At 45.0% G+C, this 21,041-nt stretch carries 23 protein-coding genes; 15 read left to right on the top strand and 8 right to left on the bottom strand.

The genetic code is table 11. The features are described from left to right. Window positions 1–10: 10 nt before the first annotated feature. From FEF09_RS27140 to FEF09_RS27145, 3 genes are all read right to left on the bottom strand, one after another. Window positions 11–271 carry a WD40/YVTN/BNR-like repeat-containing protein gene (locus FEF09_RS27140; RefSeq protein WP_146308005.1) on the bottom strand — a complete coding sequence of 87 codons (261 nt, stop codon included), beginning with the start codon at window positions 269–271 and terminating at the stop codon, window positions 11–13. Window positions 272–329: 58 nt separating this feature from the next. Then, on the bottom strand, window positions 330–458 hold the full coding sequence (locus FEF09_RS33875) for a hypothetical protein (RefSeq protein WP_261387822.1): 129 nt from the start codon (window positions 456–458) through the stop codon (window positions 330–332). Between the two features lie 436 nt (window positions 459–894). Continuing rightward, a complete protein-coding gene (locus tag FEF09_RS27145; protein ID WP_146308006.1) occupies window positions 895–1,383 on the bottom strand; it encodes a hypothetical protein in 489 nt (162 codons plus the stop codon). Between the two features lie 200 nt (window positions 1,384–1,583). Between FEF09_RS27145 and FEF09_RS27150 the strand changes: the two genes are divergently transcribed. Genes FEF09_RS27150 through FEF09_RS27160 form a run of 3 tightly spaced genes read left to right on the top strand, consistent with a single transcriptional unit; the run spans window position 1,584 to window position 3,696 of the window. Further along, entirely contained in the window at window positions 1,584–2,357 is a 774-nt protein-coding gene (locus tag FEF09_RS27150; protein ID WP_146308007.1) for a hypothetical protein, read from the top strand. Then, complete coding sequence (locus FEF09_RS27155; RefSeq protein WP_146308008.1) at window positions 2,306–3,388, top strand: hypothetical protein; 1,083 nt, start codon at window positions 2,306–2,308, stop codon at window positions 3,386–3,388. The genes FEF09_RS27150 and FEF09_RS27155 overlap by 52 nt, the downstream gene beginning before the upstream one ends. Before the next feature lie 2 nt (window positions 3,389–3,390). Continuing rightward, window positions 3,391–3,696 (top strand): hypothetical protein, encoded by a 306-nt coding sequence (locus FEF09_RS27160; protein ID WP_146308009.1) that lies wholly within the window; start codon window positions 3,391–3,393, stop codon window positions 3,694–3,696. A gap of 107 nt (window positions 3,697–3,803) precedes the next feature. Here the strand turns inward: FEF09_RS27160 and FEF09_RS35080 are convergent, their stop codons facing one another. From FEF09_RS35080 to FEF09_RS27170, 3 genes are all read right to left on the bottom strand, one after another. Next, on the bottom strand, window positions 3,804–3,956 hold the full coding sequence (locus tag FEF09_RS35080) for a cold shock domain-containing protein (RefSeq protein WP_222597185.1): 153 nt from the start codon (window positions 3,954–3,956) through the stop codon (window positions 3,804–3,806). Next, window positions 3,914–4,411: a hypothetical protein gene (locus tag FEF09_RS32045; protein WP_222597182.1), complete on the bottom strand. Its 498-nt coding sequence runs from the start codon at window positions 4,409–4,411 to the stop codon at window positions 3,914–3,916. Before FEF09_RS32045 ends, FEF09_RS35080 begins: the two co-directional genes overlap by 43 nt. Before the next feature lie 432 nt (window positions 4,412–4,843). Further along, a complete protein-coding gene (locus FEF09_RS27170) occupies window positions 4,844–5,728 on the bottom strand; it encodes a sugar phosphate isomerase/epimerase family protein (RefSeq protein WP_146308010.1) in 885 nt (294 codons plus the stop codon). A 450-nt stretch (window positions 5,729–6,178) separates the two neighbouring features. On the opposite strand from FEF09_RS27170, the gene FEF09_RS27175 reads away from it, so the two are divergent. The 7 genes from FEF09_RS27175 to FEF09_RS27200 all read left to right on the top strand — a co-directional run bounded on the left by FEF09_RS27175 (window position 6,179) and on the right by FEF09_RS27200 (window position 11,857). Then, window positions 6,179–6,928, top strand: coding sequence for a hypothetical protein (locus tag FEF09_RS27175; RefSeq protein ID WP_146308011.1), 750 nt, complete (start codon window positions 6,179–6,181; stop codon window positions 6,926–6,928). A gap of 251 nt (window positions 6,929–7,179) precedes the next feature. After that, window positions 7,180–7,617 (top strand): alkylphosphonate utilization protein, encoded by a 438-nt coding sequence (locus tag FEF09_RS27180; RefSeq protein ID WP_261387823.1) that lies wholly within the window; start codon window positions 7,180–7,182, stop codon window positions 7,615–7,617. Window positions 7,618–7,734: 117 nt separating this feature from the next. After that, a complete protein-coding gene (locus FEF09_RS27185) occupies window positions 7,735–8,103 on the top strand; it encodes a hypothetical protein (RefSeq protein ID WP_146308012.1) in 369 nt (122 codons plus the stop codon). Continuing rightward, a complete protein-coding gene (locus FEF09_RS27190; RefSeq protein WP_146308013.1) occupies window positions 8,084–9,886 on the top strand; it encodes a hypothetical protein in 1,803 nt (600 codons plus the stop codon). The genes FEF09_RS27185 and FEF09_RS27190 overlap by 20 nt, the downstream gene beginning before the upstream one ends. Window positions 9,887–10,085: 199 nt before the next feature. After that, window positions 10,086–10,904: a hypothetical protein gene (locus FEF09_RS27195; RefSeq protein WP_146308014.1), complete on the top strand. Its 819-nt coding sequence runs from the start codon at window positions 10,086–10,088 to the stop codon at window positions 10,902–10,904. A gap of 57 nt (window positions 10,905–10,961) precedes the next feature. Continuing rightward, window positions 10,962–11,099 carry a hypothetical protein gene (locus FEF09_RS32050; RefSeq protein ID WP_222597186.1) on the top strand — a complete coding sequence of 46 codons (138 nt, stop codon included), beginning with the start codon at window positions 10,962–10,964 and terminating at the stop codon, window positions 11,097–11,099. Continuing rightward, a complete protein-coding gene (locus FEF09_RS27200) occupies window positions 11,096–11,857 on the top strand; it encodes an exopolyphosphatase (protein WP_261387824.1) in 762 nt (253 codons plus the stop codon). Before FEF09_RS32050 ends, FEF09_RS27200 begins: the two co-directional genes overlap by 4 nt. Window positions 11,858–11,923: 66 nt before the next feature. On the opposite strand, the gene FEF09_RS27205 is transcribed toward FEF09_RS27200, so the two are convergent. Beyond that, window positions 11,924–12,583 (bottom strand): dihydrofolate reductase family protein, encoded by a 660-nt coding sequence (locus FEF09_RS27205; RefSeq protein ID WP_146308015.1) that lies wholly within the window; start codon window positions 12,581–12,583, stop codon window positions 11,924–11,926. Window positions 12,584–12,808: 225 nt separating this feature from the next. Between FEF09_RS27205 and FEF09_RS27210 the strand changes: the two genes are divergently transcribed. Then, window positions 12,809–13,798 carry a hypothetical protein gene (locus FEF09_RS27210; RefSeq protein WP_146308016.1) on the top strand — a complete coding sequence of 330 codons (990 nt, stop codon included), beginning with the start codon at window positions 12,809–12,811 and terminating at the stop codon, window positions 13,796–13,798. Window positions 13,799–13,872: 74 nt separating this feature from the next. Here the strand turns inward: FEF09_RS27210 and FEF09_RS27215 are convergent, their stop codons facing one another. Next, a complete protein-coding gene (locus FEF09_RS27215) occupies window positions 13,873–14,517 on the bottom strand; it encodes a hypothetical protein (RefSeq protein WP_146308017.1) in 645 nt (214 codons plus the stop codon). A 163-nt stretch (window positions 14,518–14,680) separates the two neighbouring features. Between FEF09_RS27215 and FEF09_RS27220 the strand changes: the two genes are divergently transcribed. From FEF09_RS27220 to FEF09_RS27235, 4 genes are all read left to right on the top strand, one after another. Further along, complete coding sequence (locus tag FEF09_RS27220) at window positions 14,681–15,103, top strand: hypothetical protein (protein WP_146308018.1); 423 nt, start codon at window positions 14,681–14,683, stop codon at window positions 15,101–15,103. Window positions 15,104–15,279: 176 nt separating this feature from the next. Continuing rightward, complete coding sequence (locus FEF09_RS27225) at window positions 15,280–16,365, top strand: efflux RND transporter periplasmic adaptor subunit (protein WP_146308019.1); 1,086 nt, start codon at window positions 15,280–15,282, stop codon at window positions 16,363–16,365. 24 nt (window positions 16,366–16,389) lie between these two features. Continuing rightward, entirely contained in the window at window positions 16,390–19,557 is a 3,168-nt protein-coding gene (locus tag FEF09_RS27230; protein ID WP_146308020.1) for an efflux RND transporter permease subunit, read from the top strand. Next, window positions 19,550–20,983 carry a TolC family protein gene (locus FEF09_RS27235; protein ID WP_146308021.1) on the top strand — a complete coding sequence of 478 codons (1,434 nt, stop codon included), beginning with the start codon at window positions 19,550–19,552 and terminating at the stop codon, window positions 20,981–20,983. The genes FEF09_RS27230 and FEF09_RS27235 overlap by 8 nt, the downstream gene beginning before the upstream one ends. Window positions 20,984–21,041: the final 58 nt, after the last annotated feature.

Here is a 21,041-nt window from a genome sequence, read left to right on the forward strand (position 1 = left end):
TTATTGACATCTAAAAATCTGATAACGGTGGTATTGGAAGGAAAGGTATGACGTTACAAACCGGCTGCCAGGTAGCGCCTCCATCTTCTGTTTTCAGGATCACGCTGTTTACACCACCTGCGAATCCGATCTTAGAATTGATAAACTCGATGGAGCTGATCCTGACACCACAATTGAATGAATGCCAGGTCACACCACGGTCGTCAGAACGATAAATATTACCATTATCATTGGCCATAAACATCGTATCCCGGCTCACAATATCAGCCATGGAATAGTAATTCCGTTGCCGGTAGATTTCCTTTCCCAGGTATTGCCAATGTCACTGCTCAAATAGATGGTTCCGCCATAACTGGTAATGATACCAGTGAATCGTGCAGATCCATGGTCTGCACACTTGAAAAACGCTGGCTGACTTCCCAATGCGCTCCCTGATCACAGTTTAAGCAGACTTCCATCTGCCTGCAGAATAAACCAGTAAGCGAGTCGTAAAAACCACGTTTAAGCCACTATAAGCGGAGGGTTTTGGGTTTAACCATTGCCATGAGCCATAGCAGCTGCGGGCAATAACAATAGCACTGCTATTACAGTCGTAAAAATCCTATTCATCGGTAAGGGTAATCTTATTGGGCGGTAAATTAGTCTACAGACAAGTCAAAAACAAATATAATCCATGGGCGCTTTCCCGCTAAGGAGACATCTGGAACCAGCTACAACAGCTGTCACCATCCAAAGCATGATCTTCCGCTTTGTCTGTGCCGGCTGTTGTAGTGTATTCCAGACGGTATTGTCTTTTAATACGTTCTGATTATTTAGGCGCACGCTCTTCCCTCAGCTTTAGCAACATGTCATCCAGCACTTTCCTTTGCTGCTGCCATTCATTTACATTGCCGTTCAATACAGCACGCTCCTCTTCTGTGTTGCCGCAACAATGGTTCCTATCAGGCCTCCGACAACAGCACCTGCAAGCGCTACGGCGGCCATATCTTCCCCGAGGGAAGTCTCAAGGTCGAAATAATCACTGCCGGAATTAAGCGATTCATGTCCGGCGGCACCTGTTATCGCGCCTGACAGAGTCCCGATAATACCGCCGATTAAAATAGGATGTCCGAAAGATCGTTTTGTTTTAATGGTACCAATGTCCCTCACAGGGATCTCAATCGAAGCTTTGCCTTTCCGGAGCTGCACAGACGTATCTGTGGTGGCAATGAGTTCTCCTTTGGCAATCAGATGGTCATGTTGATCAAATATCCTGATGAAAAGGTGTTTAGCCCCCAGAGGACTTATGTAAAAGAACAACATGAGCAGTAGCAACAGGTAATAGTTCTTTTCATAACCAATATTTAGAAGTACAGATAAATGCTGCAAAAACGTTGTGGTCATGGAATTTAATAAGATATGACGGTTAGTTTGAGAGATATCCGTCTTTTGGGGGAAAGCTGTTACAAATATAATCTTTATATTTAGTTGCCGGAAATTCGATTCACTACCCTCAAAATTGCTGAATCCGATTTATCGCCCTTTTTTGTTTCTACGATGTGAATGTTACCAATCCCGTTATTGTACACCTCTAAGCATATACTATGACTACCAGATCCGTTCAATTTGATGTGAACGTTAAAGACGTTGTGATCACCTCAGGCGCCTACCAGATTGTGAATGCAGTCGATGGACATATCTCCCATCATAAGACCCCATTCAATGGCAGCAGTTTCCACGCTGATATCGATACAGGTGGCGCTGCGTATTTTGCTGTTACCGTTTCCATCTACAGTTACCAGCACAACAATGTGCTGCATAACATCAAAGATAGGCCTATTAGTCTGCTGGCCACTTTTCACCTGCCATCAGTCTCACATCATGTCAGTGTCTGCCCGGAATCTGCTATCGCGTCTATCTATACATTTGCCCGCATGACCACTGTCGGAGATGAGGGCTGGGTGCATATGCGTGGCACAGAACGGAACATGAAGATCGCTTATGGTATGAAACAACAGTTTTACCAGACAGAGGGAGGCATTGCAGATATGATCAGACAGTCTCCTAACGGTTTTGAGACCAACAGTTACCCGATGTTCAATTCGCTCTGTAATCTCTTTTACTACTGTCTGATAAACGAAAAAACAGCCCTGAACAAGGATTTTTACGATCAGTTCCTGCATTACGCCTGGCATGAAAAAGACAAGCCTAATCACAATTTCTTCAGGCACTCCGCAATATGTTGTATGACCCATGTACGCATGCTGCGGAGATCTTCCGGATGCTGGCCGACAAAAAAGAGGTCTATAAAGACTCTCTTACGTCTATGCATGTACCGGCAGAAAAGAAGATTCCTGATCAATGGACGCTTACATTAAAAGCGAATACTTCCGGAGCGAAGAACTTCATTCCTGCAGGAGCCGCATTTGTGGTATTTGATGCAGATGACAATGCGTGGGTGGCGAATAATTTCAGAGCGGGTAGCGCCCTCTCCGGCTCGCATTGTCCGGTGTACAGGTATGATGCAACACCTGCCAGCTTTTCTCCGGTACAGGGCGGCGGACTATTAGGCGTCGCATTTGGCGTTGCAGTAGATCCGGATAAACAATTTATCTCCTTTGGGAATTTCGGCTGGGGACCGGAATTGAACAATCCGCAGGAAGGGAGTATTTCCCGTTTTTACTATAAGGACGGACGGCCTGTTAGTCCGTCGAATGGTTATACTGCCGGCCTTTCACGCGTACAGGGTATGGCCTATGACAAAGCCGGTAACCTCTGGATGGCCTCTGTTGGTTGTCAGGATCCCTTTGCCCCTGCCAAAACAGGCGTATACCCTTTTGAAAGTCAACCCAGCGCTGTAGTTGTATACCTGAAAGGAGAACCGGATGAAGAAAATGTAGTGATCTGTGATCAGTTTCCGGTTAAGAAGCACTTCCTGTCTGAGCCTGCGCTGACACGTACACCTTATCTGAAGATCTTTGATGTAACGCCGGACAATGCAGGGAATGCTTATGTGTCCTGTATTGGTAACTATGATAAAGACAATCCGGACAACTGTGCACTGTCAGCTGTCTATAAGGTGGCATTAGAAGGGAAAAAGCTGGTGGTTAAAAATGGGTGGTTCAGTGACTATCATGACACGGAGAACGATCACAGGGGATTTGAATCATTGCGTCAGGTCACTATCAATGGCCATGGAGATGTTGTGGTGGTAGGCGTTACCAGCAGCAGAGCCACTGTACTTAGTCATGATCTTTCGCATGTGAAGGGGTATTATGATATCAATACCTATGCGCCGTGGGGAGTAAAGATCGATCAGCACCAAACCGTTTTTCTGGCCAATTTCGGGCATGAAAAATCTGAAAGCGCGGGTGATGAGACGCTTGATGTAAAGGGCCTTTCGGCGTAACGATGTTACGTGACCCCTCACGTCCTGAAACGGCCAGATTGCTCACAGTGCCTACCGGTGGAGCGGAGGTCATGCTGGCGAATGGTCAGCCCTTGTATGGGACGCAGACCAGACCAGTCATTGTAGACGGAAAAGCAGGGAAGATCAGTGTGCGTATGCGCTGTCATCAGCCTATTATGCGCTTAACGTCCACCAATATTGACGGTGCGGGTAATCTGTGGTGTATGAATAACTGGAAGCCTTCAGCTGTTATAGATGTGGCCGACAATCCGGGGGAGATGTGTGGTGATCTTTCTGGGAATAGCTGAGCCTGAGTAAGCTGGCTGCAGCTTTATAAGAATGGCAGGGATTACATAATTTCATATCCGGCTGTTAATCTCAGTCGGATATGAATTATACCTTGGAGGAAGCACTGCTATTTAGCAGTGTTGATCTTCGTAACGTTTATAGCATTAAATCCACGTGGACCTTTCTCGCGCAGGAAAGATACTCTGTCTTTTTCCTTTACAGGCTGCGCCAGTTGGTTCATGTGAAAAAATACGCTCTCTTTCGAACTATCATCATTGATGAATCCAAATCCTTTAGAAAGGTTAAAAACGAAACTACTCCTGTTCTGGTGGGATCCTCTTCCGGACGGGGAGTTGCACCAATATTAATGTCACTCAAAGCGATCTCTCCTGCATTCCCACTTGGCGGAACGGGACTGAGATTACCATTTTCATCCACGTAAGCCAACATATCTTCAAGGGACTTACCCTTGTTGTTGTTGTTTTTGCGCTCTTCTTTTCTCTGGGCTTTATCTTGCTTAGCCTTAGCTTTTTTATTTCTTAACTCTTTTTTGGAAAAGGACTCACTCATATTTTTCTGGTTTAATGATCCTGCAATATCGCAGACGGCCATTCTACGGCCTGATGAAGTAATATAAAAATGAATAGCACCTGCTATCTCATGATACTTTTTGAAGATATGTGGTTTAGTCTTTCTACATAGACAAAATATCTGATCTGCACTATACTCTTCCACATATAAATAAAATCATATACACGTTATCTGTACATCTTCGGGTACAGACCTAAACATTACTGATATACGCGCCGGCCCTTTCCTCATGGGCGCTTGCCTTAATGATCGTAGTAAAAGCTGCTGTTAAAAAAGTACTTTCTGTAGTCTGGCTACTTAAATTGCCAACGTAAATAGTCATAATTGCAACTTTTTAATACGTGAAAATGGCAGCTGGAAAAGCGAAGACTGAGGAAGAAATAAGAATAATCCTAAATCAGAAGAAGCCGAGGCAGTAGCCTTCTATTCATTGAAGGTACGATTTTTAATCCAATTAAAGACAGAAAGAGTGAAGTATCGGCTAACTGAGCTAAAATGACGAATCCGCCCTGTCGTGTCAGACACCACAGGACGGATCCGCGTAAATGTTTTATAATTAGACGATTGAAGATGTCTTTACGACAACAAATGCTGCTGGATATACCGGAAGCTCTCCTTAATAGATCCTATTTCGTCTGGTTTGTAGTTATTCTCATGTTCAACAAAGAAGTGCTTCATGCCGGAAGTCGATGCTTTGGCAAAGATCCGTTTGTAGTCAATGCTACCTTTACCCACCTCTGTGTTCAGGTCACGGTTAGCCTTGTCCATATCCTTTACGTGCCACATCGGGAATCTGCCCGGATGTTTTTCGAATAAGGCAACCGGATCGTTACCGGAATGTACTGCCCAATAGAGATCCAGCTCGAATTTCACCAGTTTGGGGGATGTTTCTGCCAGCAGGATATCGTAACCGGTTGTATCACCGTACTTCGTAAATTCAAAATCATGGTTATGGTAAGCCAGTTTCAGACCGGCAGCTTTACACAGTTCAGCCGCCTGATTCAGTCTTGCTGCAATCTTTTTATAATCGTCTGCACTGCTACGCAGCTCTTCTCCCAGCCAGGGCACTACCAGATATTCGGCACCGATGATCTTTAATGCCTCAATATTGGCTTTCAGATCTGCAGTATCACCATCTTTGATAAACTTATCGATACTTACGTGGCCGCTTACAGCAGTCAGTCCGTTTGCCTTCAGCAGGGCTTTAAACTCCTTAGGAGAAAGACCCCAGAATCCGGATTGAGGATTATAACCATAAGTTTCAACTTCTTTATAACCGGCAGCTGCGATCTGTCCGATAACACCTTTTACGTCCTTAGGCAACAAGTCACGCAGCGTATACAGTTGGATACCCACTTTCTTTACCTTACCTGAACCGGCGAAGCTGGCCAGTGAAGGTAACAACAAAACGCTTGCAGTAGCGAGACCCGCCTGTTTGAGAAATGATCTTCTTGAATGCATTATTAATCGATTTACGAGATGCGGAAGATAACAGTATTTGTGATATTATGCAAGATATGTGATTAGTTACCCACATCAGTCAAAATCTGTTTGCAGTATGTAATGTATATTATATCTTTGCCGCCCGGCATTTTTGCCGCAAATGATCTTTTATTCTTAGCTCAGAAGGTAGACTGAATAGTGGCCGGAAATTACTTTAAGCTGTAAAATCCTTTATAAACGAGTGACTCGCAGTGGCCTTATACCCACACCCTCACTCAGAAAGAAAGAACCCGCGTATTCACTTACGCGGGTTCTTTCTTTCTAAGCACTCATCGAAGGATGCGGCCCACTGGAACATACCTCATGTGCACACTGATCGTAAAAAGCGCAGGCACTATTTTATGATCTTGCAGATGTCAGCTTATAAACAGATCAAAATAAAATTTACGCTTAATCAGAACTCAATAAATGCAACTCATTCCAACAGATTATACGGAATTCTTTCACTGGTTTAAGAAACATACTGAAACATACTGGAACAAGGACAGAGATGCGTCACCTGGAGAAAAATTATGTCCGGAGTGGCTACAGGGCGCAAAATGGATCGGTATGACAGAAGAACAGATAGATCAGGTGCAGGAAAAATTCTCCGTAATCTTTACACCGGAACACAGAGCATTTCTGAAGATCTTACACACCATCGACCGCAAAGAAAGAATATACAATGCAGGGGGTGATTACTACGAGCAGCCCTTCCTGTTTAACTGGCTGGAAGATGAAGAAGCCATCCGTTTAAAACTGCACTTCCCTTATAATACCATTCTGGACGACGTATTGCGCATGGGCTTCTGGCAAAACAGAACATGGGGAGAAAGACCCGACAGCGACGAAGACAGAACAAAAATATTCACCGAACTATATAACACCGCCCCTAAAGTCGTTCCCCTGACAGGACACCGTTTCCTCGTAGCAGATGCCACACTGGAAAGAAAGCCGGTATTGTCCGTACTGGGTGCAGATATCGTCTGTTATGGCCTCGACCTCAGAAAGTATCTGCTGCAGGAGTTTAACGAACACCTCGATATACGTCACCGCAGATACGATGTAGAAAATGAACAGTGGGAATGGGTATTGAACGAAGAGTATAAGACCAGCTTCCTCTATGAAGACCAGTCAGGTGTAAGAAAAGTGAAGTTCTGGGGAGATTTCGTAATGTAGTACTCCTCCTACTGGTTCCTCCCGCATCCAAAAAATGACATTTGACAGTTCTGATATAGATATTAAGTATGTCATATCCCCGCTCTTATCGCTAACTTTGCGGCTTTCTTACCGCAATACATTGAAATGAGCACAACTATTACGCCTGCCTTAAAAGACCGTAGCAACGGTACCTGTGAACTTTGCACCACTGAAGAAGCAGTTATCGCTTTCGCAGTGAGCCCTAAAATAATGACGTCATCGAAAACGAAGTGGCTATCTGTCAGACCTGCGCTGACGCCATGGAAAACCCTGACGCCGTTATGCACTGGCATTGTCTCGCAGGAAGTATCTGGAACGCAGAACCCAGCGTACAGGCATTAAGTTACAGACTGCTTTACAAACACAAAGATCAGGAATGGGCATCTGAAATCACAGATACCGTTGAACTGGACGAAGCTGTGAGTAATTGGGCGTTAAGCGCATTTCAGGTAAAAGAACTACACCGTGACAGCAATGGCACAGAACTGCTGCATGGCGATACTGTTGTACTGACACAAGGCCTGAATGTAAAAGGAGCCAATTTTATGGCGCCTAAAGGAACAATCGTGAGAAGGATTAAACTCGTGCCGGATAACGTAGAACAGATCGAAGGAAAGATCAATGACCAGACCATTGTGATCCTGACAAAATATGTGCGCAAATCGTAGCCATAATGTTTGACTGTATATCTGACAAGGCCCTGCGATTTTCGCGGGGCTTTTTTTTCGCTATCACTACATATCAACTTTCTCATTATCTTCACCCCCCGATTAAACTTTTATCCTGTGAACTTCAAAACATTATTGCTCAAAGACGCAATAGCTCAAGAATTGTTAAACTCCCTGGCTGCCGACTTCGAATCCCTGCTGGAAGAATCAGAAGACCTGATTGTCAGAATTTATGAAGGAGATACTGTACTGAACGAATCCATTGATCTCTACGATCTCTTCTACGAAGAAAATGTAGCCGGTATCATTGTAAATGGCAACCTCACCGTCAATGGCACCATCATTGACTACGAACTTGACACCTATTCCTGTTTCCTGCAGATAAAAGGTTCCCTGAACTGTCATACACTGGCCAGCGGATGTGCAGAGATACTGATAGCCGGCGATGCCAATATCACGGAAGCACTTGTCGCATTTTACAAATAATCCTGTCGCCAGAGTCGCCACATGGGAAGAGATCACCCCCCCTTTCGCTATCGCTGAAAAACAGTCAGCAGAGGAACTGGGAAAGGAGAAATTTCTCCTGTATGAAGGCAGGACCATCCTCGATGAACTGGACCTCGTAACCGAAGAATACATGGGTATCATTGTCCTCGGCGACCTGCATGTAAAAGGCAGTATCATCAGTGAAGATACAGATGGTGCCACCTCGCTGATCGTATTGGGTAACCTCAAAGCGAAAAACATGTGTGTCGGCGGACAGCTCATCTACATCACCGGTTATATTGATGTGGAAGAAATGATCATGGGTATCTACAACCACGGAGAACTATACGGCAAGTCCTATGTATGGTGTCCTGTAGTCATCAATGACGACTACCACTTCTACTTTACACACCTCGCTGATGTAAAGATCCTCGATTTTACAGATGACAATGATAAAGACATCATCAAAGAAAAACTGATCGAAGACCTGTTTGATGAGGAAGAATGGTTTGTATATTACAGTGTTATCCGTGAGAAAAAACCTTTGCTGAAGGAATTACCAACACGTAACATCGTTACGAAAGAGGATCTTGCCAACCTGATGAATATCCCCCTGTTCGGCCCTCAGTCTCCCACCTTTGCCTTCAGTGAGGACGGCTGGTATATTAAGGTAGACAGAGGCGGATACATCGACGACGACGGCGCTCCTGTTGCTTCTTCAATGATCGCGATCAACAGCGAAAAGAACCGCAGCCTCATGTGGTATATGGAAGAGGATGAGACCATCACTACACTCGTGGAGGACGCCAACGAGGAATGGGTACCGGCACAACCTAAATGGAGAAGCTGGATCGCAGAAGAGTTTACAGCTGTTGAGGCGATCATTTTCCGAAAAGTACGCTGGAATAACAGACACATCAAAGTCATCAATAATGAAGAACTCTGGGGACTGATCTGGCTATTCAGAAATAACCAGGATGACGAGGAGTTCCGTGGAATTGCCAATGAAGTATTTACACGCGTATTGCATGGCGCCCTCTTTCCTTTCGCCTATGTCTACACTACATTCGCTGAAAAAAGTGAAGAACGCGGCCTTGCACAAAGTCCTGAATCGATACATTCAGTCGCATTGCTGGATGGATTGCTCTCCAACGGCCTGATCGCAGAAGTTTCTACCGCTGCGCCTCTGGCTGAAACAAAAGAAGAACTGAATGTAGTAACAGAATATAATTGGGGGTATAGTCCGGAACTGAATGACATTTATGAGGAGAAACCGATCGACAGAGCCTTCATCTGCGCCGAGAACGAAGAACTACTTTCCGTAGAAGGTGCATTACTGCGACTGGACATTGGTACAAGATCCTATATTCTTGCCGGTATGCATCTCAATGAAGTACCCATTGTCATAGAGCGGATGCAGCCACTGGGTATCAATGCGAAATACTTCCTTCCTGTAGATGAAAAAGAAGAAGCGTCATTAAAACAAGTGGCTACTGCCATGCTTGCCATCGCCAAAGAAAATAATACCGAAGCCCTGCACCTGCTGCGTGAACGGGCGCCTGTTTTATGGAACTATGTGTATCATGAACGTGGTGATATCGCTTTCTGGCAGGAATGGATGCACGATTTTAAAACCTGGCTGATCATCAAAGCGGGTTCTTCCCATACCTTCCGGGGAGAAGAAAATATCGCGCCACTGCATCCTGATGTGGAGTTCTGGATCGACTGGTGTGAAAAATACGACGCGATAAAGGAAAATTCAGATACCTCCGTAGGAGACTAAGCGTAGTTAATATCGCTCTGTCTATAGTCTGATAAGCTTCATCTTACGCTAGTGCTACGTTAATAACGTAGCATTAGCGTAAGATAAGTATACAATAAGCATATCTTCAAGCCGATTTTATTTAAAAGAATTTACCACTTTTTAACCATATAAAGAAATAAAAGTCAAGTACCTTCGCATTCCAAACAACCTTCTGCGAATGAGCCGAAATGACTGGACTAATGACAAATTGTTCGAACGGTTAATAAATAACCAGTCCACCCGTACCTATTGGGATAATATCAAAGCATTGTGTGCCCGCCCTGAGAAAGCCGTATTCAAACGTTGCGCCACCCTTGTAAAATCGTCCGAAAAACGCGAAAGACGTATAGGGATAGATGTCCTTTCCCAGCTCGGCGGCATGGAACGCCCCTTTCAATCCGAAACACTGGCGATCTACCTGCGTATCCTTCCAAAAGAAACCGATCTGAAAGTACTCGAATCCTTATTGCATGCGATCGGTCACAACAATAACGGCATGGATAACACAGGCGCTGAAAAAATCGCCGCATTAAAAACACATCGTTATGCAGTCATCCGTTTTGGCGTTGCCTGCGCACTCAAAGGCGTAGACAAACCCGCCGCTATTGATACACTGATCACACTCTCCGCCGATAAAGACAGTGATATCCGTGATTGGGCAACATTTGCACTCGGATCACAGATCAACAGAAACAATAAGGCCATCCGGGAAGCCCTCTGGGCCAGAACAAATGATGGGAATGAAGATACGCGTATGGAGGCGATCGTAGGACTCGCAGTACGCAAAGATCTTCGTGTACAGGACCTTATCCGCAAAGAATTACAACGGGGCGACGCCGGTACATTGTTGTTTGAAGCAATTACAGAATTGGGTACCAAAGAGTTCCTTCCCGATCTGAAAAAGCTGCATAAACAATCTGCCAATGATACTACCATCCATCCCACCTGGCGGATGAAACTGGAAGAAGCCATCGCAACATTACAACTCTCCGCCTGACCAACGATCACCACAGAACAAACTAATCAATCGCTTTACAATAAACTGATCCATCACATGAGAGCTGCTGTCATAGATCTCGGCACCAATACCTTCCACCTGATCATTGCTGATGTTTCCGCTCAGGAGAGGAAGATCCTTTACAAACCACCGTTCCGGTTTTATTGGGCCAGGGCCGTATCAACGAAAACATGATCATTCCCGAAGCTTTTGAAAGAGGGATCAATACCCTGAAAGACTTCAAAAGCATCATAGATGCGCATCATACAACGCTGATAAAAGCCACCGCCACATCAGCAGTAAGAAGTGCGGTAAATGGTCAGGACTTTGTTGACAGCGCACGCGAAATTGGTATTCAGATTGACATCATCACCGGTGACGAAGAAGCCGCCTATATATTTAATGGTGTGCGGGCTACAGGCATCATCCAACAGACTTCACTCGTGATGGATATCGGCGGAGGAAGCACAGAGTTTATTTTGTGTAATAAAGAAGGACAGATCTGGAAGAAGAGTTATAATATCGGCGCAGCACGCCTGATGCAGGCTTACTTTCACTCCGATCCGATGAGTGAGACAGAACAGCAATCCATTACTGACCTCCTCGACAACACCCTGCAGGAACTGAAGACAGTCTGCGCAACACACCAGCCACAAATGCTGATTGGCTCCGCAGGCGCCTTTGAATCGTTCGCTGCTATGCTTAACAACGGTGAAGAACTTACTGATGTTGCTGCCATGCCGCTTGACATCAACGGCTACAAAGAACTGGCATCCCGGCTGATTGCCTCTACTCATGAAGAAAGAACCCACATGAAAGGACTGATCTCATTAAGAGTGGATATGATCGTGATCGCAGCCATCCTCACCAACTACATCCTGAAAGAAACCGGTTTAAATAAGCTCAGTCTCTCAACGTATGACCTGAAGATGGGAATATTATATGCTTTATAGGTGCAGCAAGCATTCGTTCGCGATGCAACAGCCGTTGCGACGCTCCGTTCAGCGACAGTAATACGATTACTCCTTCGCGTGTTTCTCTCTTCTCGCTATCTCTGCTTCACTTATGTCATCGTCCGGTATTGGGGCTACCTGTACTTCTCCATCCGGAACATAACTTGCTATGATCATTCCCGTAGCAGCGATCACGGTCTCCACCAGCTTCCATTGCTGTGGATGCGTCCCCTCCTGAAATAATTGCTTGCCTTTTCCCAACGTAATAGGGTGTATCCACATATGCAGTTCATCTATCAGACGCTCCGCCAGTAACGTTTGTACCAGTCTGCTGCTGCCATGTACCAACAACGAAGGCCCATCTTCATTCTTAAGCTTTTTCAGGGCCTCAGTAACATCCTCACTGATCAATGTCGAATGCGCCCACGAGAGATCCACAGGCGTTGTTGCTACAACGTATTTCTGAATACGGTTAAACATTTCTCCGATAGGATTATCCTGATGGTATGGCCAATAGGCCGCGAATATCTCATAGGTACGTCTGCCTAATAACAGATCATATGGCTCTGACATGATCTTCGCCATTTTCTGATCCGTCATATCATCTCCATAAGGAAAAGACCAGCCTCCCCATCCGAAGCCGTTGGAAGTATCTTCATCAGCGCCACCCGGAGCCTGTAATACGCCATCCATAGTCATAAACATCGTAACGATAATCTTTCTCATAACAGTGTGATTATTTATGATACAAAGCTACAGGATGACGGCATGCCTCATGCGGGGTGATTGAGACAGACAACAGGCATTTTACGACAAAAAGCAGGCTTATAACGCGAAGACATTGTAAAACAGTCAGATAAGTTGTATCAGACGGTCTGAGGCCGCTACGGGTAGTATTATCAAACTATAAACTATATCTTTACGTAAGTAATGTTCGTTTAAACCATCTTTATGTCTATCACAAAAACCCGCTGGAAAATTGAATCCGACAGGATCATTATCCAACCCTTTGGCCTCCTTTTTATTTTAGCAGGCGTATTAGCCCTGATCTTCGCCGGACTTTTTATCGCCTTCCGGGCGATGGGCGAGCAAAACATTGTTGGGACAGTCCCCTTTGCATCTTTCCTGTTTATTACACTTGCCCTGTTCTTCCTTGGTGGTTTTACGTATATCGTATTCGACCGTACGAACGGTGTCATGAAGAAAATGTTGTTTGGCTTCATTCCTATCCGGAACATCCCCTTCAACAAATTACAAGGCGTTAATATTGTTACCCAGCGTCCCGGTGGCTTTAGTTTCCGCCTCTTTACCAAAGCCCATAAATATGGCCGCGGTATTACGCTTTCTTCAGGATATAGCAAAGACACGGACAAGAATGCGGTTGCATTCAGTACGGAGGTTGTTCCATTGATCCATCAGTTCCTCGATGCAGTAGATCCTCTGCCACAGGAAAAGCTGGAAACAATTACAGACTTTAAGTATTTCATCCCGGATGGCGGTGTATACACCCTGAAAACAAGCAAGATAGGCCTGTTGATATTTGGTGTCGCCTGTCTCGCATTGGGCATTCATGAATGTACATCCGCAGCATGGATGAAAGACCTGCAGCTCATCGGAAAAATACTCATGACCGCCGGTCCTATCGTATTCGGCGTGTTACTGATCGCAGCTGCTTTTACAAAGGTGACCTTCAATACCGGCACCCGTATGATTGAAAGAAAAAGCCCCATCAGACTGGGTAATCACCAGCATCCCTTTGAACATTTTGTGACCTTCCAGACCATACGCAAAACGTATAATGGGCTGTATTCCGGTACGGAAGTACATATGTATTTTCAGAAACCGGGAGAGAATAAGGAAAGGGTGTTGATGCTGGCGTCTTTCAGGAACACACAGAAGATAGAACGCTTTATTCAGGAAGTGAATAGTATTATGAGATAAGCAAACGTGCTGATATCATAGAAAGGGCCATCCGCAATGACGAATGGCCCTTTCTATTTTTATTGATCAGACAATTAATGTCCGTGTTCCTCCCTCAATCCCAAACGATATATACAGTTTTCTGCAATTAATGAATCGCGGTTATCATCAAACCCATAGTCCCGCCTTATTTTATCATTCCACAGCAATTCATGAGAAATGTACAAACCGTTACCCACAGTTTCATTTTTAACCTGAATATTCAATTTCTTATTTTCACAAATAGTGAAACTCATCACATTTCCTTCTCCCAGATCATGATAAAGACTGTCTAATTTCAGTTTCAGAAAATCAGGCACATTTGTAATATCATTATTAGCATTGCCCTGAAAAAAAGTATAACATTCACTGGATTGCAGAACGGTATCTGTTGTATTACCACCGATTTCAATGACATAATTACTGGCATTTCTGTATGCCAGAATAGTGTCTGCATATCTGAGTAAAAAGTCCCGCAAGTCATTATATCGACTCACGCCGCTAATGATCTGTTGGTCAAAAACAGCTGCCTGCATTGCAGCTTTCCGTTCCTTTTCTGTTGCAAGAGAAGGTCCTGAGAAATCACAGGCATAAAGTAGGGTCAGCAAAAAAATCAGCAATGGTCTTTTCATATGTAATTTTAGCGTTAGTATGGGATATTCGCAAGGCGAAATTAATGCAAAAACTAACCGTTCGTCCATAAACCCGGATTTATACTATAATTCGACAATATCCTCTCCATCTCCCAAAAGTCGCGCTACACCGCCTGCTCACTAAAATCTACACTACTTATAACCATACTTTTTTCCGTTTATAAAATACAGGCTTGTCTATATAACCAACTTTATATAATTTTAGCATCTGATGAAAAAGGGGTTAACTGGATTTTTTTTCACGCTGTTTTTTCTCCTGATTGGCGTATATCACCAATCGTATGCTCATACGAGCTACGAGGATATCAGCTATACCCTGAGAAAAGCATTTGAGAATCCGGACTATCTGCATCTCGCAACCACTTCTCACAGACACGGCCTGCAAAGGAAATTACACGCACCCGGCAAATCGAAGAAGAATTATATAAAGATATTCGCCGCCGACAATGAAGAAGATGACGATGTCACTGCCTTCAGAAAAGCCCTCGAAATACCCCGTGATCTTACTGCTTTCTTTGCTGATTATTTTACTGATCATTCTTCCCATCAAACGATACAAGGCTTACCCTCTAATAAGCTGCTATCCTGTCTTCCCGCAGATCGCTACATACTATTTCTTGTAATCAGGATCTGATCTGCCCACGCCCGGTTATATCCCTGTGATTGTCCGGTTTTACATGTTCATTTTATTTTACTCAATAACGTCCGATAGCATCGTCTATAAGGAATGCGCTTGTGTATTACATAATATACATCACTTAAACACAATTATCCGAACCAACATACCGCGCTGAAAAAAGCAACATTACCATGAAAAGAATTGTCATGCTTACGGGCCTGGGGGCATTGCTTTGCCATACCAGCTGCAAACCATCTAAAGCCGAAGAAAAAGAAGGCGACAGCAAGTTTTTTGTTACCAATCCTATTAAGATGGATACCTCCGTCACAAAGGAATATGTCTCACAGATCCGCTCTGTCCGGAACATTGAAATAAGAGCACAGGAAAGAGGTTATCTGGAAAATATTCTCATTGACGAAGGACAGTTCGTAAAGAAAGGACAGCTCCTCTTTAAGATCATGCCGAAGATCTATGAATCAGAACTGGCAAAGGCTCAGGCAGAAGCAAAAGCCGCAGAGATTGAATTGCAGAATACACAGGCACTGTCAGACAAAAACGTCGTTTCTCCCAACGAACTGGCGATGGCAAAAGCCAGGCTGGAGAAAGCCAACGCAGAAATGTCCCTCGCCAAAGTACACCTTGCATTTACAGATATCAGGTCTCCGTTTGATGGCTATATCGACAGACTGCCACTCAAACTGGGTAGTCTGATAGATGAAGGTGAATTACTCACCACCCTGAGCGATAACAGTGAAATGTTTGTCTATTATAATGTATCAGAACCAGAATATCTGGACTACAAAAACAGTGAACAGAACGGCGCCAAAACGAAAGTAAATCTGCTGGAAGCCAATAACGAGCAGTTTAAATATCCCGGCGTTGTTGAAACTATTGAAAGTGAATTCAATAATGAGACGGGTAATATCGCCTTCAGAGCCAAATTTCCTAATCCGGATAAACTCCTGAAACATGGTGAAACCGGTAAAGTACTCATGACCGTCCCATTGAAAAATGCACTCATTATTCCGCAAAAAGCGACCTATGAGATTCAGGACAAGAAATATGTATTTGTGGTAGATAAGAACAATGTGCTGAAATCAAGAGAAGTCGCTATTGAAGCACAAATGCCCGATCTCTTCGTGGTAAAAAGCGGTCTGACAGAAAATGACAGAATACTGCTGGAAGGTGTACAGAAAGTGAAAGACAATGACAAAATCACCTATCAATTCCAGGATCCCGCCACTGTCATTACCCACCTCAGACTAAAAGCGGAATAGTGTAACCATTAAAATACATGTAACATGTTCAGTAATATTATTAAAAGGCCCGTCCTCTCTATAATGCTCTCGCTCATTATAGTCCTTCTGGGGGTATTGGGCATGATGAGTCTTCCGGTAACGCAGTTTCCTGCGATCTCACCCCCAACCGTAAAAGTGACAGCTGAATATCCCGGCGCCAATGGTGAACTGCTGGTGAAAACAGTGATTATCCCACTGGAAAGAGCCATCAACGGGGTACCCGGCATGAAATATATGACCTCCGATGCAACCAACACCGGGGAAGCCAATATACAGGTGGTATTTGACCTCGGTACAGATCCTAACCTCGCAGCATTAAACGTACAGAACCGTATCGCAAAAGTGATCAACAAACTGCCACCTCTGGTGATACGCGAAGGCTTGCTGACCAGTCTCGAGCAACCGGCAATGTTGATGTACGTGAACCTGCACAGTACAGACAAACATACTGATGAGAGGTTCCTGTACAACTTTGCCGATATCAATATCCTCCCGGAACTCTCCCGCCTGAAAGGGATTGGTAGCGCCCGTATCCTTGGTACCCGAGAATATTCGATGCGTATCTGGCTGAAACCGGATCGTATGCTGGCCTACAAGATCTCGGCAGAAGAAGTCATGAAAGCACTGAATGAACAGAGTCTGGAAGCTTCTCCGGGTAAAACGGGTGAAAGCTCTGGTAAACGTTCGCAGGCATTCGAATACGTCATGAAATATCCGGGTAGGTTTAGTACGAAGGAAGAATATGAAAATATCATCCTGCGGGCCAATCCCAACGGAGAACTACTACACCTGAAAGACGTTGCAGATATTGAATTCGGCAGCCTGTTCTACGATATTTACTCGGATCTGAACGGTAGTCCTTCTGCCGCGATCGTCCTGAAACAATATTACGGTAGTAATGCCAGTCAGGTCATCAAAGAAGTAAAGGAAAAACTGGAACAGATCAAGTCCAGGTCATTTCCACAAGGGATGGATTATGAGATCAGTTACGACGTATCCAAATTTCTGGATGCCTCTATTGAAAAGGTATTACATACACTGGTAGAAGCCTTCATACTTGTGGGTATAGTGGTATTCCTCTTCCTCGGAGACTGGCGGTCAACACTTATTCCGGCATTGGCCGTACCGGTGTCACTGGTGGGTACTTTTATATTCATGCAGTTCCTCGGACTCACCCTCAACCTGATTACGCTCTTTGCGCTTGTACTGGCGATTGGTATCGTGGTGGATAATGCCATTGTGGTAATTGAGGCCGTACACGCGAAAATGGCAGAAGAACATCTATCACCTTACTTAGCGACCAAACAGGTCGTCCATGAGATCAGCGGGGCAATTATCGCGATTACGCTCGTAATGGCCGCCGTATTTATTCCGGTAGCCTTTATGTCTGGTCCGGTAGGTATCTTCTACAGACAGTTCTCCATCACCATGGCAACAGCCATTATACTGTCCGGTGTGATCGCATTGACGCTCACCCCTGCCCTGTGTATCATGATGCTGAAGAACACCCATGGACAGCCAAAAAAGAAAACACCGATCAACCGTTTCCTCGACTGGTTCAATGACCGCTTCGACAGGCTCACCGGAAGGTATACCCGTCTCTTACGCAGGATCGTCAACCGCAGGATTATCACTTTCGGCGTACTGATCGCGTTCTGTGCCGGTACATGGTTCCTTAGCAATACGGTTCCACCGGGCTTTATCCCTGCTGAAGATCAGGGTATGATCTACGCGGTGATTCAGGCGCCTCCCGGTTCTTCACTGGAAAGGACCAACGAGATCTCCAACAGATTACAGAAGATAGCAGAAAAGATCGATGGCGTACAATCCGTTTCCTCACTGGCAGGTTATGAGATACTGACAGAAGGTACAGGGTCCAACTCCGGTACCTGTCTGATCAACCTGAAAGGCTGGGCAGAACGTAAACATTCCGCAGAGGAGATCATTGAAGAACTGGAAGAGAAAGCCAAAGATATACCCGGCGCTGTGATAGAATTCTTCCAGCCGCCAGCTGTTCCCGGCTATGGTGCTGCAGGTGGTTTCGACTTACGCCTGCTCGATAAAACCGGTACCAACGATTATAAGAAAATGGAAGCCGTAAACAGGGATTTCGTAGAAGCATTGAAGAAACGTAAGGAACTAACAGCCCTGTTTACTTTCTATAGCGCCAGCTATCCGCAATTTGTGCTGCATATTGACAACGCAATCGCACAACAGAAAGGCGTAACCATTGCCAACGCGATGCAGACACTGTCTACACTGATCGGTAGTAACTATGAGACAAGCTTTATCCGCTATGGCCGTCTTTACAAAGTGATGGTACAGGCAGGTCCACAGTACAGATCGATGCCGGAAGATATCATGAAACTGTATGTGAAAAACGACCATGACGAGATGGTACCATTCTCCACTTTTATGAAGATGGAAAAGGTATATGGTCTGAATGAGATCACCCGTTATAACATGTTCACTTCCTCTGCGATCAAAGGTTCTCCTGCCGCAGGATATAGCAGTGGTGACGCGATCAAAGCCATTCAGGAAGTCGCACAACAAACCCTTCCAAGAGGCTATGACATTGACTGGGGAGGTATGACCAAAGACGAGGTAGGACGCGGTAATGAGGCGATATTTATCTTCCTGATCTGTCTTGCATTCGTATATATGATCCTTGCTTCGCAATATGAAAGTTTCATGTTACCACTGGCAGTTGTGCTTTCACTGCCTGCAGGCGTATTTGGTGCTTTCCTCTTCCTGAAATTACTGGGACTGGAAAATAACATCTATGCACAGGTAGGTATGGTGATGCTGATTGGTCTGTTAGGTAAGAATGCCGTATTGATCGTAGAATTTGCGGTACAGAAACATCAATCAGGAGAATCAGTATTCCGTTCGGCGGTAGAAGGCGCCAAAGCACGTTTCCGTCCGATATTGATGACTTCCTTCGCCTTTATCGCGGGGCTGATACCACTGGTATTTGCTACAGGTCCCGGTGCCATCGGTAACCGTACAATTGGTACAGCAGCTGCGGGTGGTATGCTTTTCGGAACCATCTTCGGGGTGATACTCGTGCCGGGCCTATACTATTTCTTCGGTAAAATAGCGGAGAAACACAAGCTGGTGAAACATGAAGAAGAGCTTCCTCTAACTGAAGAAATTGAACACAATGTTTAAAGGAAAAAAGTACAGATATATCGTGGGAGGCTGCATTGTGCTGGGATTCACGGCCTGCAGCATCCCCAATGTGGTCGAAAAAACCGAAAATAAGCACACCCCTGCGAGTTATAATGCATCATCAGATACGACCAATATTGCAGGCATCAAATGGAAGGAATACTTTACAGATCCCTATCTGGCTGCGTTGATCGATACGGCGTTACAACATAATCAGGAGTTAAACATTACCCTGCAGGAGATTGAGATCAGCCGGAATGAGATAAAGGCCAGAAAAGGGGAATACCTGCCATTTGTGGGTATTAAAGGTGCCGCTGAAGTAGAGAAAGTAGGCCGTTATACCAGTCAGGGCGCCGGTGATGCGACCACAGAAATCAAACCCGGAAAAGAAATGCCGGATCCTCTCCCAAACTATCTGGTAGCTGCATACGCCACCTGGGAGATCGATATCTGGCACAAGTTGCATAATGCGACAAAAGCTGCTGTTTCCCGGTATCTGGCATCCGTTGAGGGCAGGAACTTTATGGTGACAGGGCTGATTGCTGAAATCGCGAATTCTTACTATGAATTGCTGGCTCTGGATAATCAGCTGACCATCGTAAAACAGAATATCGAGATCCAGAATAACGCACTGGAAATTGTGAAAGTGCAGAAAGAGGCAACAAGAGTGACAGAACTGGCGGTGCGTAAATTCGAAGCAGAGGTATTGAAGACGAGAAGTCTGCAATATGATATCCAGCAGCAGATCACGGAAACAGAAAACAGGATCAATTTCCTGCTGGGACGCTATCCGCAGCCGATTGCCAGAAATGATGACGCATTTGGGAAGTCATTGCCGGCAACGATACACCCCGGTATGCCTTCGCAGTTGCTGGCCAATCGTCCGGACATCAGACAGGCAGAACTGGAACTGGCAGCTGCCAGACTGGATATAAAAGTAGCCAAAGCGCAATTCTATCCTTCATTGGGTATTTCAGCGGCACTGGGTTATGAGGCTTTTAATCCGGCATACCTGCTCAAAACGCCAAAATCTCTGTTGTATTCCATCGGAGGTGATCTGATAGCACCGCTGGTGAATAAGAACGCTATAAAGGCCGCTTATGCCAGCGCAAACGTCAAACAGATACAGGCAGTATATAACTATGAAAGAAGTATTCTGAATGCGTATGTTGAAGTAGCCAATCAGCTGTCTAAGATGCAGAACCTGCAGAAGAGCTATGACCTGAAATCGCAACAGGTAGCTGCTTTGTCGCAATCCATCAATATTTCAAATGATCTCTTCAAATCAGCGAGAGCTGATTATATGGAAGTATTGCTGACCCAGCGCGATGCATTGGAGTCAAGGTTTGAGCTGATAGAAACACAGAAAGCGCAGATGAATGCACTGGTGAATATTTATCAGGCGCTCGGAGGTGGTTGGAATTAATACCGGATAGACGATCGATAGACGATCAGGATGTATATTTAAACAATAAGGCCCGCCT

The organism is Chitinophaga pinensis, from assembly GCF_007896845.1.
Lineage (GTDB): Bacteria > Bacteroidota > Bacteroidia > Chitinophagales > Chitinophagaceae > Chitinophaga > Chitinophaga pinensis_C.

What these genes read in the sequence shown, in the direction of transcription:
- FEF09_RS27220 (WP_146308018.1), top strand. Translation starts at nt 14,681, where the DNA reads ATGAAAAAGGGGTTAACTGGATTTTTTTTCACGCTGTTTTTTCTCCTG.
- FEF09_RS27195 (WP_146308014.1), top strand. Translation starts at nt 10,086, where the DNA reads ATGAGCCGAAATGACTGGACTAATGACAAATTGTTCGAACGGTTAATA.
- FEF09_RS27225 (WP_146308019.1), top strand. Translation starts at nt 15,280, where the DNA reads ATGAAAAGAATTGTCATGCTTACGGGCCTGGGGGCATTGCTTTGCCAT.
- FEF09_RS27235 (WP_146308021.1), top strand. Translation starts at nt 19,550, where the DNA reads ATGTTTAAAGGAAAAAAGTACAGATATATCGTGGGAGGCTGCATTGTG.
- FEF09_RS27140 (WP_146308005.1), bottom strand. Translation starts at nt 271, where the DNA reads ATGGCTGATATTGTGAGCCGGGATACGATGTTTATGGCCAATGATAAT.
- FEF09_RS27155 (WP_146308008.1), top strand. Translation starts at nt 2,306, where the DNA reads ATGCATGTACCGGCAGAAAAGAAGATTCCTGATCAATGGACGCTTACA.
- FEF09_RS33875 (WP_261387822.1), bottom strand. Translation starts at nt 458, where the DNA reads ATGGAAGTCTGCTTAAACTGTGATCAGGGAGCGCATTGGGAAGTCAGC.
- FEF09_RS32050 (WP_222597186.1), top strand. Translation starts at nt 10,962, where the DNA reads ATGAGAGCTGCTGTCATAGATCTCGGCACCAATACCTTCCACCTGATC.
- FEF09_RS27170 (WP_146308010.1), bottom strand. Translation starts at nt 5,728, where the DNA reads ATGCATTCAAGAAGATCATTTCTCAAACAGGCGGGTCTCGCTACTGCA.
- FEF09_RS27160 (WP_146308009.1), top strand. Translation starts at nt 3,391, where the DNA reads ATGTTACGTGACCCCTCACGTCCTGAAACGGCCAGATTGCTCACAGTG.
- FEF09_RS27215 (WP_146308017.1), bottom strand. Translation starts at nt 14,517, where the DNA reads ATGGACGAACGGTTAGTTTTTGCATTAATTTCGCCTTGCGAATATCCC.
- FEF09_RS27145 (WP_146308006.1), bottom strand. Translation starts at nt 1,383, where the DNA reads ATGACCACAACGTTTTTGCAGCATTTATCTGTACTTCTAAATATTGGT.
- FEF09_RS27200 (WP_261387824.1), top strand. Translation starts at nt 11,096, where the DNA reads ATGATCATTCCCGAAGCTTTTGAAAGAGGGATCAATACCCTGAAAGAC.
- FEF09_RS27175 (WP_146308011.1), top strand. Translation starts at nt 6,179, where the DNA reads ATGCAACTCATTCCAACAGATTATACGGAATTCTTTCACTGGTTTAAG.
- FEF09_RS27210 (WP_146308016.1), top strand. Translation starts at nt 12,809, where the DNA reads ATGTCTATCACAAAAACCCGCTGGAAAATTGAATCCGACAGGATCATT.
- FEF09_RS27150 (WP_146308007.1), top strand. Translation starts at nt 1,584, where the DNA reads ATGACTACCAGATCCGTTCAATTTGATGTGAACGTTAAAGACGTTGTG.
- FEF09_RS27205 (WP_146308015.1), bottom strand. Translation starts at nt 12,583, where the DNA reads ATGAGAAAGATTATCGTTACGATGTTTATGACTATGGATGGCGTATTA.
- FEF09_RS27230 (WP_146308020.1), top strand. Translation starts at nt 16,390, where the DNA reads ATGTTCAGTAATATTATTAAAAGGCCCGTCCTCTCTATAATGCTCTCG.